The organism is Streptomyces sp. NPDC047315 (genome assembly GCF_040643215.1).
In the GTDB taxonomy this organism is placed as follows: domain Bacteria; phylum Actinomycetota; class Actinomycetes; order Streptomycetales; family Streptomycetaceae; genus Streptomyces.
The window spans coordinates 50,391-65,624 of sequence record NZ_JBEYTZ010000034.1 but is presented as its reverse complement, the minus strand read 5'-3'; the positions used below and the strand labels follow the sequence as shown (position 1 = coordinate 65,624).

Annotated in this window: 13 protein-coding genes; 4 read left to right on the top strand and 9 right to left on the bottom strand. The window is 71.6% G+C overall.

The annotated features are described in order from the left end of the window. Nucleotides 1-384: 384 nt before the first annotated feature. The 4 genes from ABZ842_RS31235 to ABZ842_RS31220 form a co-directional block, all read right to left on the bottom strand. Nucleotides 385-1,338, bottom strand: coding sequence for a hypothetical protein (locus ABZ842_RS31235; RefSeq protein ID WP_361544295.1), 954 nt, complete (start codon nucleotides 1,336-1,338; stop codon nucleotides 385-387). Nucleotides 1,339-1,351: 13 nt separating this feature from the next. Continuing rightward, nucleotides 1,352-1,648: a DUF4193 domain-containing protein gene (locus tag ABZ842_RS31230; RefSeq protein WP_361544292.1), complete on the bottom strand. Its 297-nt coding sequence runs from the start codon at nucleotides 1,646-1,648 to the stop codon at nucleotides 1,352-1,354. A gap of 451 nt (nucleotides 1,649-2,099) precedes the next feature. Further along, nucleotides 2,100-3,332 carry a HAMP domain-containing sensor histidine kinase gene (locus ABZ842_RS31225; RefSeq protein WP_361544289.1) on the bottom strand — a complete coding sequence of 411 codons (1,233 nt, stop codon included), beginning with the start codon at nucleotides 3,330-3,332 and terminating at the stop codon, nucleotides 2,100-2,102. A gap of 4 nt (nucleotides 3,333-3,336) precedes the next feature. Further along, nucleotides 3,337-3,990, bottom strand: a complete 654-nt coding sequence (locus tag ABZ842_RS31220) for a response regulator transcription factor (protein WP_361544286.1) — start codon at nucleotides 3,988-3,990, stop codon at nucleotides 3,337-3,339. A gap of 376 nt (nucleotides 3,991-4,366) precedes the next feature. Here ABZ842_RS31220 and ABZ842_RS31215 point away from each other — a divergent pair, with 376 nt between their 5' ends. Beyond that, on the top strand, nucleotides 4,367-4,534 hold the full coding sequence (locus tag ABZ842_RS31215; RefSeq protein ID WP_361544283.1) for a hypothetical protein: 168 nt from the start codon (nucleotides 4,367-4,369) through the stop codon (nucleotides 4,532-4,534). Between the two features lie 181 nt (nucleotides 4,535-4,715). Here ABZ842_RS31215 and ABZ842_RS31210 read toward each other — a convergent pair whose 3' ends face one another. Then, nucleotides 4,716-5,525 (bottom strand): inositol monophosphatase family protein, encoded by an 810-nt coding sequence (locus ABZ842_RS31210; protein WP_361544280.1) that lies wholly within the window; start codon nucleotides 5,523-5,525, stop codon nucleotides 4,716-4,718. Nucleotides 5,526-5,633: 108 nt separating this feature from the next. Further along, on the bottom strand, nucleotides 5,634-6,761 hold the full coding sequence (locus tag ABZ842_RS31205) for a ferrochelatase (protein WP_361544277.1): 1,128 nt from the start codon (nucleotides 6,759-6,761) through the stop codon (nucleotides 5,634-5,636). Between the two features lie 222 nt (nucleotides 6,762-6,983). Between ABZ842_RS31205 and ABZ842_RS31200 the strand changes: the two genes are divergently transcribed. Both ABZ842_RS31200 and ABZ842_RS31195 read left to right on the top strand, forming a co-directional pair. Next, nucleotides 6,984-8,234 (top strand): MFS transporter, encoded by a 1,251-nt coding sequence (locus ABZ842_RS31200; RefSeq protein WP_361544274.1) that lies wholly within the window; start codon nucleotides 6,984-6,986, stop codon nucleotides 8,232-8,234. Continuing rightward, a complete protein-coding gene (locus tag ABZ842_RS31195; protein WP_361544271.1) occupies nucleotides 8,188-9,513 on the top strand; it encodes a D-arabinono-1,4-lactone oxidase in 1,326 nt (441 codons plus the stop codon). The genes ABZ842_RS31200 and ABZ842_RS31195 overlap by 47 nt, the downstream gene beginning before the upstream one ends. A gap of 294 nt (nucleotides 9,514-9,807) precedes the next feature. On the opposite strand, the gene ABZ842_RS31190 is transcribed toward ABZ842_RS31195, so the two are convergent. Next, the gene (locus tag ABZ842_RS31190) at nucleotides 9,808-10,641 is read right to left on the bottom strand and encodes a hypothetical protein (RefSeq protein WP_361544364.1); all 834 of its coding nucleotides are present in this window, start codon (nucleotides 10,639-10,641) and stop codon (nucleotides 9,808-9,810) included. A gap of 605 nt (nucleotides 10,642-11,246) precedes the next feature. On the opposite strand from ABZ842_RS31190, the gene sepH reads away from it, so the two are divergent. Then, nucleotides 11,247-12,344, top strand: coding sequence for a septation protein SepH (gene sepH, locus ABZ842_RS31185; RefSeq protein ID WP_361544268.1), 1,098 nt, complete (start codon nucleotides 11,247-11,249; stop codon nucleotides 12,342-12,344). Nucleotides 12,345-12,419: 75 nt separating this feature from the next. Here the strand turns inward: sepH and ABZ842_RS31180 are convergent, their stop codons facing one another. Together ABZ842_RS31180 and ABZ842_RS31175 are read right to left on the bottom strand one after the other, a co-directional pair. Continuing rightward, complete coding sequence (locus ABZ842_RS31180) at nucleotides 12,420-13,790, bottom strand: aminotransferase class I/II-fold pyridoxal phosphate-dependent enzyme (RefSeq protein WP_361544361.1); 1,371 nt, start codon at nucleotides 13,788-13,790, stop codon at nucleotides 12,420-12,422. Nucleotides 13,791-13,830: 40 nt separating this feature from the next. Further along, nucleotides 13,831-15,189 (bottom strand): glutamine synthetase family protein, encoded by a 1,359-nt coding sequence (locus tag ABZ842_RS31175; RefSeq protein ID WP_361544265.1) that lies wholly within the window; start codon nucleotides 15,187-15,189, stop codon nucleotides 13,831-13,833. Between the last annotated feature and the right edge of the window lie 45 nt (nucleotides 15,190-15,234).

Sequence of the window (15,234 nt, the reverse complement as noted above, 5' to 3'; positions counted from 1 at the left end):
GGCCGCCCTCGTGGGCCGGGGAAGGCCCACGAGGGCCCTGACGGGCTCGGGAGCGGGCCTTGGCGGGCGTTCTGGCCCCTGACTGCGACCGACCCCCTCTGCGGAGCGGACCGGGGGAGAGGTGGTCCGAGCCGACGAGGGGGTCAGCGGGCCGTCAGGCCGATCGCGGAGACGGGTCCGCTCCGCGGAGTCCTTCGGGAATCGTGGGCGCGGGAGGTCCGTGGACGGTGCTTGCGCGCGGGTTCGTGAACGGTCCGTGGAAGTGCGGAAACCCGCTGACATGCGCTGGCATCCGGTGGCATCCGCTGACATCCGGTGGTGCAGACCGGGAGCCGCCGAGAGAGCGCTCCGGCGAGCGCTCTCGACGTCGGGCCGAGCCTTTGCTCAGCCCTCCAGCTCGCGGGGCCGGTCGACCGGCCCGGGAGCTTCCAGGGGATGGCGGGGCGGCTGAAGCGGAGGCAGCTCCTCCAACGCGTCCCACGGCACCTGGCGGGCCCGGAGGTCCTTGCGGATGCGGTTGGCGAGCTGTCGGGTGTCGCGGCGGTTGATGACGGCGCCCACGGCGGCGCCGACCATGAACGGCAGGAGATTCGGAAGGTTCCGGATCATCCGCTTCATGATCTGCTGGCGCAGCTCGCGCTTGAGGCCGCCGCTCAGTGCCACGTTCTTGTACGTCGACGGCTTGGTCACGTCAATGCTGCGCTCTTCCGACCAGGTGGCCAGATAGATCGTGCTGCGCTCCTTGAGCGTGCCCGGCGGCCGAAGGCCGTAGACCTCGTACAGCTCGGCGATGAGCTTCAGCTCTATCGCCGCCACGCCCGAGATCTCCGCCGCCAACTCGGCCGGCATCGCGGGGGGTGCGGGCAGCATCGCCGCCGCCCCGACGCCGGCGCCCACCGTGGCGGTGCCGTTGGCTGCGCCCGCGACCAGCTTGTCGGCAAGCTGCTCGGGGCCCAGGCCGGGGAACTGCCTGCGAAGGGTCGCCAGATCCCGCACCGGGATGCGCGGTGCGTTATCGATGATCCGGTCGGCTAGGTAGCCGATGGCCGCCTTGGCGCCCTGGCGGCTCCTGCGGACACCCTGGCGCACTCCTGCCAGGCGTCCGGCCCAGGCCGGAGCCCGGTCCTCGTCCGCCCGCTCGACGGGGAGGGCTTCGAGCGAGGCCGAGGGGCCTCGCTCGGCGTCTCCCGCGCCACGGGGCAGGAGGGCGGCTGAGGGCTCCTGCGAAGGCACGTCGGCCTCCGAGGGTCCCGGGCCGCCCCGGTACGCCTCCTGATGCGTCTCCGGCGGCTGCTGCCGCAGGAAACGCCGCTTCCTGGACGGTGTCTCGCCTGCCACGGTCGACCGGACCTTACTCGCAGTCGCGGCAGATCGGCTGGCCGTTCTTCTCGCGGGCCAGCTGGCTGCGGTGGTGCACGAGGAAGCAGCTCATGCAGGTGAACTCGTCCGCCTGCTTGGGCAGCACCCGGACGGCCAGCTCCTCATTGGAGAGGTCGGCGCCGGGCAGCTCCATGCCCTCGGCAGCCTCGAACTCGTCGACGTCGACGGTCGAGCTCGACTTGTCGTTCCGGCGGGCCTTCAGTTCCTCAAGGCTGTCCGAATCGACGTCGTCATCGGTCTTGCGTGGGGTGTCGTAATCCGTTGCCATGTCGCTCTCCCCCTCTGGGTGTGATTGCGGTGTCTCCAGCGCACGTAACGCGTGAGAGGCCGGACTTGTGCCCGACCTGAGGCGGAGATTTTGCCTCACATCAAGGTCTGTTACTCAATCGACACCCAACCGGATCCCCCAAGAGTGATCGGGTTGGATGGCGATGGGGACCGTACACGATGCGATCAGCGCAGCTCACGGGCGCCACCCCGGGTACTTCCCGTGATCTCGACCCCCGGAAACCCGGACTTTTACCGGCTTTTCGACGGCTGCATGATCACGCAGAGTGGATGGTCCAAAAATCGTCCCTGTGATCGATCACACAGGGCGGGGTGGAGTATACGCCGGAAAAATTCTGCCTAAAGCGAACAAAGCCGGCTGCTCGCGAACATCTGTCCTGATCTTGTCCGGATCCCGCGTCGAACGCGTCCTTCCTCGCCGTTGTAGCACCTCACAGCGGTAGCGTGACGCGCATCACGAGCCCGCCGCCCTCCCGGGGCTCGGCGACGATGCTGCCGCCGTGGGCCCGCGCCACCGAGCGGACGATGGACAGGCCCAGGCCGACGCCCTTGTCGCTGCCCGTGCGCTCCTGCCTGAGCCGCCGGAACGGCTCGAAGATGTTGTCGATCTCGTACGCCGGGACCACCGGGCCGGTGTTCTCCACGACGAGGACGGCCTGACCCGGCTGGGTGTCCGTGGTGACCTCCACCCAGCCGTCCTCCGGGACGTTGTACCGGACCGCGTTCTGCACCAGGTTGAGCGCGATGCGCTCCAAGAGGACCCCATTGCCCTGGACGACCGCCGGCGCACGCTCCCCGCGGATCTCCACGCCCCGCTCGTCGGCCTCCGCCCGCGTCTGGTCCACCGCCCGCGTCGCGACCTCGGCCAGGTCGACCGGTTTGCGCTCCACGATCTGGTTGTCGCTGCGGGCGAGCAGCAGCAGACCCTCGACGAGCTGTTCGCTGCGCTCGTTCGTCGACAGCAGCGTCTTGCCGAGCTGCTGGAGCTCTACGGGGGCGCCCGGGTCGGAGAGGTGGACCTCCAACAGCGTGCGGTTGATCGCCAGCGGCGTGCGCAGCTCGTGCGAAGCGTTGGCGACGAACCGCTGCTGGGCGCTGAAGGCCCGCTCCAGCCGCGCCAGCATCTCGTCGAAGGTGTCCGCCAGCTCCTTGAGCTCGTCCTCCGGGCCGTCCAGCTGGATGCGCCGGGACAGGTCGGAGCTGGCCACCTGGCGCGCCGTGCGGGTGATCCGGCCCAGCGGGGACAGCACCCGGCCCGCCATCGCGTAACCGAAGGCGAAGGCGATGATGCTCAGGCCCAACAGGGCGAAGAGCGAGCGGCGCAGCAGGTCGTTCAGGGCCACCTCGCGCTGGTGCGCGAAGCACCGCGCGACCGCGTCCGTGAACTCCGAGCCCGTCCCCTGGCTCGGCAGCTCGCACCAGTCCGTGGTCGCCTTGACCTGGCCCGACACGAACTGGAACGGCAGGCCGTTGCCGTTGTGGAGGGCCTGGGCCGCGAGCAGGTAGATGATCGACAGCAGCAGGATGCCCGCGATCAGGAACATCCCGCCGTACAGCAGCGTGAGCCGTATCCGGATCGTGGGGCGCAGCAGGGGACGCACCGGAGTGCGCGGGTCCCAGGAGGGCTTCGGCGGCACCTTGGGCGGTGCGGGGATGGAGCCCACCGGATCAGATCCGGTAGCCCGAGCCGGGCACGGTGACGATCACCGGCGGTTCGCCGAGCTTGCGGCGCAGGGTCATCACGGTCACCCGCACCACGTTCGTGAACGGGTCGGTGTTCTCGTCCCACGCCTTCTCCAGCAGCTGCTCGGCCGAGACCACCGCGCCCTCGCTGCGCATCAGCACCTCCAGCACCGCGAACTCCTTCGGGGCGAGCTGGATCTCCCGGCCGTCCCGGAACACCTCCCGGCGGTTCGGGTCCAGCTTGATGCCGGCGCGCTCCAGCACCGGCGGCAGCGGCACGGTCGTGCGCCGCCCCAGCGCCCGTACGCGGGCCGTCAGCTCGGTGAAGGCGAACGGCTTGGGCAGGTAGTCGTCCGCGCCCAGCTCCAAGCCCTCCACACGGTCCGAGACGTCCCCGGACGCGGTCAGCATGAGGACCCGGGTCGGCACGCCCAGCTCCACGATCTTGCGGCACACGTCGTCGCCGTGCACCAGTGGCAGGTCGCGGTCGAGCACGACCACGTCGTAGTCGTTCACGCCGATGCGCTCCAGGGCAGCCGCGCCGTCGTACACCACGTCGACGGCCATGGCCTCCCGGCGCAGTCCGGTGGCCACCGCATCGGCGAGCAGCTGCTCGTCCTCGACGACGAGTACGCGCACGTCGCGATCCTTCCTCCGGCCCTGTCATCCGTGATCAGGGCATGTCCACGCACTGGCTGTGCGCATCCATCCTGCCCGTTACGCGCGTAAACCGGCTGTAAGGCAGGAAGGGCCGGTGATCGGCGGACGTGGAGGTCCGGTGGATGGTACGGGAATCAACGGGATTCATGGCGGAGTTGAGGTTTCTCTGAGCAAGAGCCGGGGGAGGACGAGAAGACATCCGAGATCACGCCCTGTAAGCGGCGCACTCGTCTGCGCCGCCGACCTGCCCGATCAGAGGGCAGGGGTGATCATTCCGTCCCCTGGTGCGGCAGCCGTTGCGACCGCGGGACCCGAGGCACACCCCCGTGCCACCGAACGACGACGAGGGGCGCACATGGACGCATTCACCACTGGACTGTTGCAGCGCATAAAGGCCACGGAGAGCGACCTCACGCAGGCCCGCGAGTCGGGTGACCACTTCCTCGCCGACGTGGAGGAGGCGGAGCTGGACGACCTCCGTCGGCTCGCCGCGGAGCACGGCGTCAAACTCAACGCGGCCTGACCCCTTCCTCCGACCGGTCCAAGGACCGGCACGCCGGGAGAGGTCCGGCGCCGCCTCGTGACGCCGGGTTCTCCCCGTCTCCCGTCTCTCATCTCACGTCACTCGCCTGACCCACGCACGTCACTTCCGTCCTGAGCCACGGCGCCCCTTCCCGGGGCCTGCTCCTGGGCTCGGGAGCCGATCAGTCGTGCCAGGCCCCGAACTCCTCCAGCAGCTCCTGGAGGGGCCCGAAGACGCCGGGGCTGGCCGCCACCGCCAGATCGCGGGTGGGTGCGCCACCGGGCCGGCCGCCCGTGAGCGCGCCCGCCTCGCGGGCGATCAGATCGCCCGCAGCCAGGTCCCAGGGGTGCAGCCCGCGCTCGTAGTAGCCGTCGAGACGGCCGGCCGCCACGTCGCACAGGTCCACGGCCGCGGAGCCGCCGCGGCGGATGTCCCGCACCCGCGGGATCAGCCGCTGCGCCACGTCCGCCTGATGGCTGCGCACGTTGGCCACGTAGTTGAAGCCCGTGGAGACGAGGGCCCGGTCCAGCGGGGCAGCGGGCCGACACCGGATCGGCCGGTCGTTCAAGAAGGCGCCGCCGCCGGCGACCGCACGGCTGGTCTCCCCGCGCATGGGGACCTCGACGACCCCGACGAGGGTCGCGCCGTCGCGCTCGGCCGCGATCGAGACCGCCCACGTCGGCAGCCCGTACAGGTAGTTCACCGTGCCGTCGAGGGGGTCGACGACCCAGCGGACCCCGCTGGTGCCCGCGCTGGCTGCGCCCTCCTCGCCGAGGAAGCCGTCCTCGGGCCGGTGCTCCACGAGGAAGTCCCTGATCAGCTTCTCCGCCGCGAGGTCCATCTCGGTCACCACGTCGATCGGGCTGGACTTGGTCGCGGCGACGGAGAGGTCGTCCGGACGGCCGTCGCGCAGCAGCCTGCCGGCGCGCTCGGCCGCTTCCAGGGCGAGGGCGAGCAGCTCGGACGGGAGCGGGTCACTCGTGGCGGTCACGGCGCTTCCTCACGTACGGGAACGGTTCGGGGCGTACGGCTACGGCTCGGTGAACGGTCCGGGGCGAACGGTTCACGGCGTGCAGGAACGGTTCGGGCGCGGGCGACCTCATGCGTACGGACTGTCCGCGCCGGCCGCCGCGGGCTTCGGGCTCCGCGCCGGACAGCACCCCACCGGGCACAGGTCGTGCGACGGGCCGAGGGAACCGAGGGCGCATCGCGGAACGCTCAGACCGCGCTCGGTCGCCGCCCGCTCCAGCACCAGCTCGCGCACGGCCGCCGCGAACCGGGGATCCGCGCCCACGGTGGCCGAGCGGCGCACCGGGAGGCCCAGCTCCGCCGCCTTCGCCGTCGCCTCCGTGTCCAGGTCGTACAGCACCTCCATGTGGTCCGACACGAAGCCGATCGGCACCATCACCACCGCCGGCGCGCCGGAGCCGTGCAGCTCCTCCAGGTGGTCGCAGATGTCGGGTTCCAGCCAGGGGATGTGCGGCGCACCGCTACGGGACTGGTAGACCAGCTCCCAGGGGCGCTCCACCCCGGTCGCCTCGCGCACCGCGCCCGCGATCAGCCGGGCGACGTCCAGGTGCTGGCGCACGTACGCCCCGCCGTCGCCGTGGTCCGCGACCGTGCCGGAGGCGTCGGCGGACGCGGTGGGGATGGAGTGCGTCGTGAACGCGAGGTGCGCCCCCGCCCGTACGTCCTCGGGCAGGTCGGCCAGGGACGCCAGCACGCCGTCGATCATGGGGCGGACGAACCCGGGGTGGTTGAAGAAGTGCCGCAGCTTGTCCACGCGGGGCGGCTCAAGGCCCTCCGCCGCCAGTGCGGCGAGTGCGTCCGCCAGGTTCTCCCGGTACTGCCGGCAGCCCGAGTACGACGCGTAGGCGCTGGTGGCGAGGGTCAGAATCCTCCGGCGGCCGTCCCGGACCATCTCGCGCAGGGTGTCGAGGAGGTACGGCGCCCAGTTCCGATTGCCCCAGTACACCGGGAGGTCCAGGGCGTGCTCGGCGAAGTCCTTGCGCAGGGCGTCCAACAGGGCACGGTTCTGGTCGTTGATCGGGCTGACCCCGCCGAACAGGAAGTAGTGCTGCCCGACCTCCTTCAGGCGCTCCGTGGGGATGCCCCGGCCGCGCGTCACGTTCTCCAGGAACGGGACGACGTCGTCCGGGCCCTCGGGGCCGCCGAAGGAGAGCAGCAGCAGGGCGTCGTAGGGGGCGGGGTCACGCTCGTCGGACATGACACCGATCCTGCCACCCGGCACTGACAACGCCGCACCGACCCGTCGCACCGGCGCGAACCCGACCCGTCGCGACCGGTCGATCCCCGTGGAACGCCCAGGTGGGGGCGGGGGAGCGGGGCGGCAGACTGTGGTGAATACCCCAGTGCGCCGCACGGATTCGGGTCGTAATCTGTCAACGCCATCCATACGCCTTACCGGCATGCCTTACCGGAGTCCGTGTTGCCCAGTCCCTACCGCGCCATATTCGCCGCCCCCGGCAGCAAGGCGTTCTCCGCCGCCGGCTTCCTCGGCCGCATGCCGTTGTCGATGATGGGCATCGGCATCGTGACGATGATCTCCCAACTCACCGGCCGCTACGGCCTCGCCGGAGCGCTCTCCGCGACGGTGGCGATGGCGGCGGCGGCCATCGGCCCCCAGATCTCGCGGTTGGTGGACCGGCACGGCCAGGCGAAGGTGCTCCGCCCTGCGACCTTGGTGGCGGTGGCCGCCGCGACGGGCCTGATCGTCTGCGCCCAGGCCGGTGCGCCGGACTGGACGCTGTTCGTCTTCGCGGCGGGCGCCGGCTGCGTCCCCAGCGTCGGCTCGATGGTGCGCGCCCGCTGGGCCGCGATCTACCGGGGCTCCCCGCGCGACCTGCACACCGCGTACGCCTGGGAGTCCATCGTCGACGAGACGTGCTTCATCTTCGGCCCCATCGTCGCGATCGGACTGTCCACCGCGTGGTTCCCGGCCGCCGGGCCCGCTCTCGCCGGCGCCTTCCTGCTCGTTGGCGTCTTCTGGTTGACCACCCAGCACGCCACCGAGCCCGTGCCCGCCGCGCGCGAGGACCACACCCGGGGCTCGGCGATGTCCTCCCGCGGCCTCCAGGTGCTGGTGGTCACCTTCGTGGCGACGGGCGCGATCTTCGGTTCGGTGGACGTCGTCAGCGTGGCCTTCGCCGAGGAGGAGGGCCACAAGGCCGCGGCGAGCCTGGTCCTCGCGGTCTACGCGCTCGGCTCGTGCGTCGCCGGACTCGTCTTCGGGCTGCTCCACCTCAAGGGCGCGCCCGAGCGCCGGTGGCTGGTGGGCGTGTGCGCGATGGCCGTGAGCATGATCCCGCTCCAACTCGTGGGGAACCTGTGGCTGCTGGCCGCGGCCCTCTTCGTCGCCGGCCTCGCCATCGCCCCCACGATGGTCACCACGATGGCGCTCGTCGCGTCGCACATCCCGAGCACCAAGCTGACCGAGGGCATGACCTGGGTCAGCACCGGACTCGCGGTCGGCGTGGCGCTCGGCTCGGCCGCCGCGGGTGCGGCGGTCGACGCCTGGGGCGCCGAGACGGCCTACGGCGTCTCGGGGGTTGCCGGGGCGGTGGCTGCCGTGGTGGCGTTCCTGGGATACCGCCGGCTGCGGCAGCCGGCACCGACGCAGGAGGTGCAGCGGGTTGACGAGCGCGATCAGCACGGCGAGCGCGACGCGAGCGTGGCGTAACTGGGCGGGGAACGTCAGCGCCCGCCCGGCTCGGGAGGCCACGCCGGCATCCGCGACCGAGGTGGCGGACCTCGTGCGACGGGCGGCCGAGGACGGCCTCGCGGTCAAGACGGTCGGTTCGGGGCACTCCTTCACCGCGGTCGCGGCCACCGACGGCCTGCTGATCCGGCCCGACCTGCTCACCGGGATCCGCCGGATCGACCGGACGGCGATGACCGTGACCGTCGAGTCCGGCACGCCCCTCAAGCGGTTGAACGCGGCCCTCGCGCGCGAGGGCCTGTCGCTCACGAACATGGGGGACATCACGGAACAGACCGTCGCCGGGGCCGTGAGCACCGGCACCCACGGCACCGGTCGGGACTCCGGCTCCATCGCCGCGCAGATCACCGCACTGGAACTGGTCACCGCCGACGGTTCGCTGATCACCTGCGACGCCCGGCGGAACCCGGACGTCTTCGCCGCCGCCCGGATCGGACTCGGCGCCCTCGGCGTGATCACCGCGATCACCTTCGCCGTGGAGCCCCTCTTCCTGCTGACCGCACGCGAGGAACCGATGTCCTTCGCCCGGGTCACCTCCGACTTCGAGGAGCTGTACGCGGAGAACGAGCACTTCGAGTTCTACTGGTTCCCCCACACGGGCAACTGCAACACCAAGCGCAACAACCGCACCCCGGGCCCGCTCGCCCCGACCGGAGCGGTCAGCGGCTGGATAGACGACGAACTGCTCTCCAACCGGCTCTTCCAGGTGGTCAACTCGCTGGGCCGGGCCGTGCCCGCCACGATCCCGACCATCGCCAAGATCACCAGCCGCGCCCTGTCGGCGCGCACCTACACCGACATCCCCCACAAGGTCTTCACGACTCCGCGCCGGGTCCGCTTCCTGGAGATGGAGTACGCCGTGCCGCGCGAGGCGTGCGTGGCGGCGCTGCGCGAGGTGAAGGCGATGGTCGAGCGCTCCCCGTTGAAGATCAGCTTCCCGGTGGAGGTGCGGACCGCGCCGGCCGACGACATCGCGCTCTCCACCGCCTCCGGGCGTGACAGCGCGTACATCGCCGTCCACGTGTACCGCGGCACGCCCCACCGGGGGTACTTCACCGCGGTGGAGCGGATCATGACCGCACACGGCGGCCGGCCGCACTGGGGCAAGATCCACACCCGTGACGCGGACTACTTCGCCCGGGCGTATCCGCGGTTCGACGAGTTCCTGGCGCTGCGCGACCGGATGGATCCGCAGCGGCTGTTCCGGAACGACTACCTGCGGCGGGTGCTGGGCGCGTAGCCGGCCCTCCGAACGAGCCTTAGGGGGCTTCTGATGGATCAGGCTGGGTGAGGGTGGGGTCCCTCCCACGCCCTCCGGGCGTAGGGGAGGGGTCTGGTGCCGTGGATCTTCCCCCTGTGCCCTGCGGGCACGGGGACCCCCAGCGGAGGAGGGAGTCGACGCGGAGTGTCGGCGACCGGCGACGACGCGGAGTGGGGGCACATCCCGGGCCGAAGGCCCAGGGGGAGCGGTGCCAGGGCACGCGAGCCCAGCAAGATCCATCAGAAGCCCCCTATGTCGTGGGCTGGCCCGTCCTCAGGAGCCGCCGGAACCTGCGCCGGCGCCGGTCTTGGCGCCGGGGGTGCTCGTGCCGCCCTCCGTGCCGGGCTTCCCGTCCGCGGGCGGGGAGGGCTGCGCCGGCGGCGACGCGGGCCGCGACGGATCGGCGGGATCGGCCGGGTCGGGCGCGGTCGAGGGCTTCGACGACTCCTTGGGGTCGGGCGCCGGCTTCGTCGGCTCGTCCGTCCGGGATCCGTCCGGGGCGGGCTCCTTCTCCTGCCCCCCCTTCTCGGCCTCCTCGGCCTCCTCGCCCTTCTCCGTCTGCTGCCGGTCGCGTTCGTCGGCCGGCGGGGCGGACGGAGCCTCCTTCGGCGCGGACCCGTCGCCCTGGCCGCCGCGGACGACCGAGCCGACCGTGGTGCCGTTGCCGCCGTCGAGGCCGGAGCCGGAGAGCATCTCGTACCCGGTGATCCCGGTCATGGCGACGCCGAAGACCACGGCCGCTGCGACGGTCGGGCGCTTCCAGCCGCGGACGCGGGTGCCGTGGGTGGTGGGCGCACCGAACTCGCCGTCGCCTCCGTCCCCGCTTCCGCCATCGCTCCCGGCGGGCACCGCGCTTCGTACGCGGCGGCTCGGACGACGCGGTCGGGTGGTGGCCCCGCGTAGCTGGTCACCCGTACGGCTGAAGAGGTGCTGGAAGACCGAGCCGCCGCAGGTGGCGACGATGCTGACCACGCCGGCGCCGATGATCGTGCCGTAAACGCCGAGCCTGGAGGCGAGCACGGCCGCCGCGACGGCAGCGAGGGCGCTGCCGGCCACCTGGGGAACGCTCAGATCCAGTCGTCGCCCGGAGCGCTCCTCGCGCGTCACGTCCCGGTCGTCCCGGTCGTCCTGGTCGTCGCGGTCGCCCAACGGGTCCCCAGGACGGTCCCCAGGGCCCCTCAGGCCGTGAACGTCCCTGGTGCCGCGCTGGATTTCCTCCCGGTCGTACCGGTGTGCACCGGTATCCGGCCTCTGATGCATCTTCAGCCCCTGCTTGCCTTTCTTCCAAACCTGTACGCAAGAGGGACAGATGAGCGAAGTGAATAGTTCCCTTTGAGAAGAATCTGTGAACCAGGACACGCGTCTTCCGCGCCTCGCGGTCGAACTGTGGTGAGCGTCGCGAACTTCGATGGCGCGGCAGTCCACTCCCATGGCCCGAATGGAGTACTGTGGCGAGCCCTGGGCCCGAGCTCCCTCATGGGTGTCCGGACCTCGGGAAAGGGGGCCGAAAGCGGCGCTCGAACCGGCAGCGCCGTGATGTCGCACGGAAATCTGCACACAGAGTGACGCCTGGTCACGCTGAGTGGTGAACAGGTAACCGTGCCATAACGGCGATCACGGGCACATGCCCGACACGCCGGGCAACTCGACAAGGTTGTGGCAGGCTGCACCCGGGCAGGCCACACTCGACTAGCGGAAGCAGCGACGCACAGGTGACGTCGGCAGGCACCACCCGGGAGGTCCCCATGCCCGAACTGCGTGTCGTGGCCGTCTCCAACGACGGCACACGACTGGTGCTCAAGGCTGCGGACAACACGGAGTACACCCTTCCGATCGACGAGCGGCTGCGCGCCGCCGTACGCAACGACCGCGCCCGACTCGGTCAGATCGAGATCGAGGTGGAGAGCCACCTCCGTCCCCGTGACATCCAGGCGCGGATACGTGCCGGTGCCTCGGCCGAAGAGGTGGCCCAGCTGGCCGGCATTCCGGTCGAGCGGGTGCGTCGCTTCGAGGGTCCGGTGCTGGCGGAGCGCGCCTTCATGGCGGAGCGGGCCCGCAAGACGCCCGTACGCCGCCCCGGCGAGAACTCCGGTCCGCAGCTCGGCGAGGCCGTGAAGGAGCGGCTGGTGCTCCGCGGCGCTGACAAGGACACCGTGCTGTGGGACTCCTGGCGCCGCGACGACGGCACCTGGGAAGTGCTGCTGGTCTACCGGGTCGCCGGTGAGACGCATTCGGCCACGTGGACGTACGACCCGCCGCGCAGGCTGGTGCAGGCCGTCGACGACGAGGCGCGCGCGCTGATCGGCGAGACGGACGACACCATCGCGGCGCACGAGCCGAGCCTTCCGTTCGTGCCGCGGATCGCCCGTCTGCCCAGGGACCGGCCGCTGGACCGGACGGGGGACCGCGCGGCGGACCGCGACCGTACGGGCGGAAGCGGTACGCACAGCCCGTCGTCGAGCGAGGACGGCAGCGGCGAGCGGGACTCCCTGACGAGCCTCCTGGAGGCCGTGCCGAGTTTCCGCGGTGACCTGGTCGTACCGGAACGGGTGAATCCGGCCGAGTCGTCCCCCGAGCCCGTGCAGGAGCCCGAGGCGGCGGAGGAGCCGGTCGCGCCCGCGGCGTCGGCGGGTGCCGGATCCGCGTACGCCGACGTCTTGATGCCCCGTTCGGTGGCCGGTCATCGGGACCGTCTGGTCGGTACGACGGACCGCCAGGCCGAGGCCGACGGCGTCCGTCCGGGGCGCCGGGCCGCGGTGCCGAGCTGGGACGAGATCGTGTTCGGCACGCGCCGCAAGAAGCAGGACTGAGGGCCGTACCGGCCCTGACGGCGAGCAGGGACCCCGATGACCGGGGCCCCTGCTCGCCGTTGCGCTGCCCGGCGTTTACGGCGCCGCGGCGCGCGCCAGCTCCTCCAGGCGGTCGTGCAGCTTCTCCACGTACCCTTCGGACTCCGGCTTCATCAAGACGCTGCGCAGTACCCGCGAGCCGTCCTCGTCCGCGATCACCTTGGGGTGACGGGCGGTGAAGGCGGGGGCGGAGGCGCGAAGCGTGCTCAGGAAGACCGGATCGCCCTCCGTCATGCCCTGATGGAGCATCTGTTGTGCCGCCGCGTCGATCCTCGAGAGCGCGACCGGGTCCGTTCGGGGGAAGTACGACACGATGTCGAGTTCGGGCGGCTGGTACAGCTCCAGCCGCTCCGACGCCTCGATCAGCTCCGCCCAGCGCAGCGCGGCGCGCCGGCCGGCGGCCAGCACCCGTCCCAGACCGTCGGCGGTGGGCGGCAGCAGTTGGAAGGTGAGCCAGAGGGCCGCCGCGGACGCCCCGGCGCGCGAGCACTCCAGGCTGATCTCCCCGAGGTGGAGATCCGTGGACGTGAAGTACGTGTACGGGGAGTCGTGGAGGTAGAAGCGGCCGACGTCGGGGTCGGCGAAGAGCACCGCGCCGCAGCCGTAGGGCTGCAGGCCGTGCTTGTGCGGATCGACCACCACGGAGTCGCAGTCGGAGATCGCCCGCCACGGGGCCGCGGGCAGCCCCGCGCCGTCCGGGGCCCCGGCGAGCAGGGTGAAGAAGCCGCCGTAGGCCGCGTCGACGTGGAGGCGCACTCCGTGGCGCTCGCGCAGCGGCAGTACCCGGTCGATCGGGTCGATCGCGCCGAGGCCGGTGGTGCCGGCGGTGAGGACGACGGTGCCGACGCGGCCCGTGCTCAGCAGTTCTTCCAGGGCGGTCGGGTCCATGCGGCCGAGGTCGTCCGTGGCGACGGGGTGGCCCTCGACGCCGAGGACGCCGCACATGCGGCCGTGGGTGTAGTGCGCCTCGGCGCTGTAGGCGACGCCGAGGCCCGGGTGGAGTTCGCGGGCCACGTACAGCGCCTCCAGGTTGGCGACGGTGCCGCTGGTGGTGAGGTGGCCGAGGTGGGTGTCGAGGCCGAACATCGCGGCCAGTTGCCCGACGACCTCCTTCTCCATCGCGGCGGTGGCCGGGCCGCCGTCCAGGGCGTGGTTGTTGGGGTTGATCAGCATCGCGGTGGTGTAACCGACGACGGCGGCCGGGTGCGGCGGCTTGAGCATCTGCCCCGCGTACCGGGGGTGGAAGAAGGGGTAGTTGTCGCGCAGCCGCTCGGTGAACTCCCCGAAGACCTCCGCGAAGCGCTCGTCGGGGACGGCCAGGGACGGGTGGGGCTCGTACGTGCCGAAGCCCTCCGCCCACCGCTCGTGGGAGCGGACGGCCTCACGGAGCCAGTGCTGAAGGTCCATCGTCATGGAATTCCCTCGTGAGTGTGGTTTGGGAGACGGATCAGAGCATGCGGGCGTACTCGCGGAACTCCCAGTCCGTGACGGTGCGTTCGAACCGTGCGAGTTCTTCGCGTTTGAGTGCGATGAAGACTTGGGTGAAGCGGGAGCCGAGTGCTTCGCTCAGCGTCCGATCCGCTTCGAGGGCGGACAGGGCGTCGCGCAGGGTGGTGGGGAGCGGTGCGGACGGTCGCGCCGACGAGGACGACACGGGAGGGGGAGCCATGAGATCGCGTTCGATGCCGTCCAGGCCGGCCGCGAGGAGGGCGGCGACGACGAGGTGGGTGTTGGCGGCGGCGTCCGCGCCCCGGACTTCGATCCGGGTGCCGGAGCCCCGCTCCGGGGGGATACGGACGTAGGCGGTCCGGTTGTCGTGGCCCCAGTCGGCCGCTGTCGGTACGAGGGAGTCGGGAGACACCAGCCGGGTGTAGGCGTTCACCGTGGGGTTGAGGACGGCGGTGAGGGCGGGCGCGTGGTGGAGCACGCCCGCGAGGAACGAGCGGGCGAGGGGGCTGATGCCGTCGTCGTCGGTCGGGTCGGCGAGGAGGTTGACGCCTTCGGAGTCCACGAGGGAGAGGTGGACGTGCTGCCCGCTCCCTGCCGCCTCGCTGAAGGGCTTGCCCATGAAGGTGGCCCGTAGCCCGCGCCCCGCGGCGATCTCCTTGATCGCGTACTTGAACAGGAAGGCCCGGTCCGCCGCCCCCAGGGCGGGGCCGTGGGTGTGGTTGATCTCGAACTGGCCCCCGCTGAACTCCTGGTTGCCGCCCCGGATGCCAAGGCCCAGCGCGTGGCACTCGCGGATCAGGTGCGACAGCAGCAGATCGGGGTCGTACGCCGCGCCGACGACGTAACCGGCCGTCTCGTGCGTGGAGTACGGGCGCCAGCCCCCGGCCGCCGCCGGATCCGGTGCCAGCAGATAGAACTCCAACTCGGGCGCGGCCACCGCGTGCAGCCCCGCGGCGGCGAGGCGTTCGACCTGGCGGCGCAGGATGCCGCGCGGATCGAGGTGCAGGGGCGCGTTCCCGTCGGACGGGTCGAGGAGGTCGGCGAGGAGGAAGGCGGTGCCAGGGGCGTAGCCGGGGAGCGCGAGGGTGTCCGGGGCGATGCGGGCGTGGGCGTCGGGCCAGCCGCGCCCCGAACTCTCCGGGAGGTCGGCCGGGTTGCCGGCGAGCCCGGTGACCATCAGGGCCTGGCAGAAGGACAGCCCCGCCCCGGCGAGGCGTGCCAGCTCCGTCACGTGGACCTCCTTGCCCCGGGCGATCCCGTGCAGATCGCTCCAGAGCACTCGGACGAGGTCGACACCCCGGGAGGTGAGATGGCTCGCCAGGGCGCCGAGTTCGCAAGGCATGGGCTGGAGGGACACGGGCTGCTCCCCTTTTCGGTGGTCCGGGCCGGGCCGGGCCGACCG

Excerpts from the sequence above, each read along its gene's own strand:
- ABZ842_RS31230 (WP_361544292.1), bottom strand. The coding sequence starts at position 1,648 with ATGGCAACGGATTACGACACCCCACGCAAGACCGATGACGACGTCGAT.
- ABZ842_RS31215 (WP_361544283.1), top strand. The coding sequence starts at position 4,367 with ATGGACGCATTCACCACTGGACTGTTGCAGCGCATAAAGGCCACGGAG.
- ABZ842_RS31180 (WP_361544361.1), bottom strand. The coding sequence starts at position 13,790 with ATGGACCTTCAGCACTGGCTCCGTGAGGCCGTCCGCTCCCACGAGCGG.
- ABZ842_RS31205 (WP_361544277.1), bottom strand. The coding sequence starts at position 6,761 with ATGTCCGACGAGCGTGACCCCGCCCCCTACGACGCCCTGCTGCTGCTC.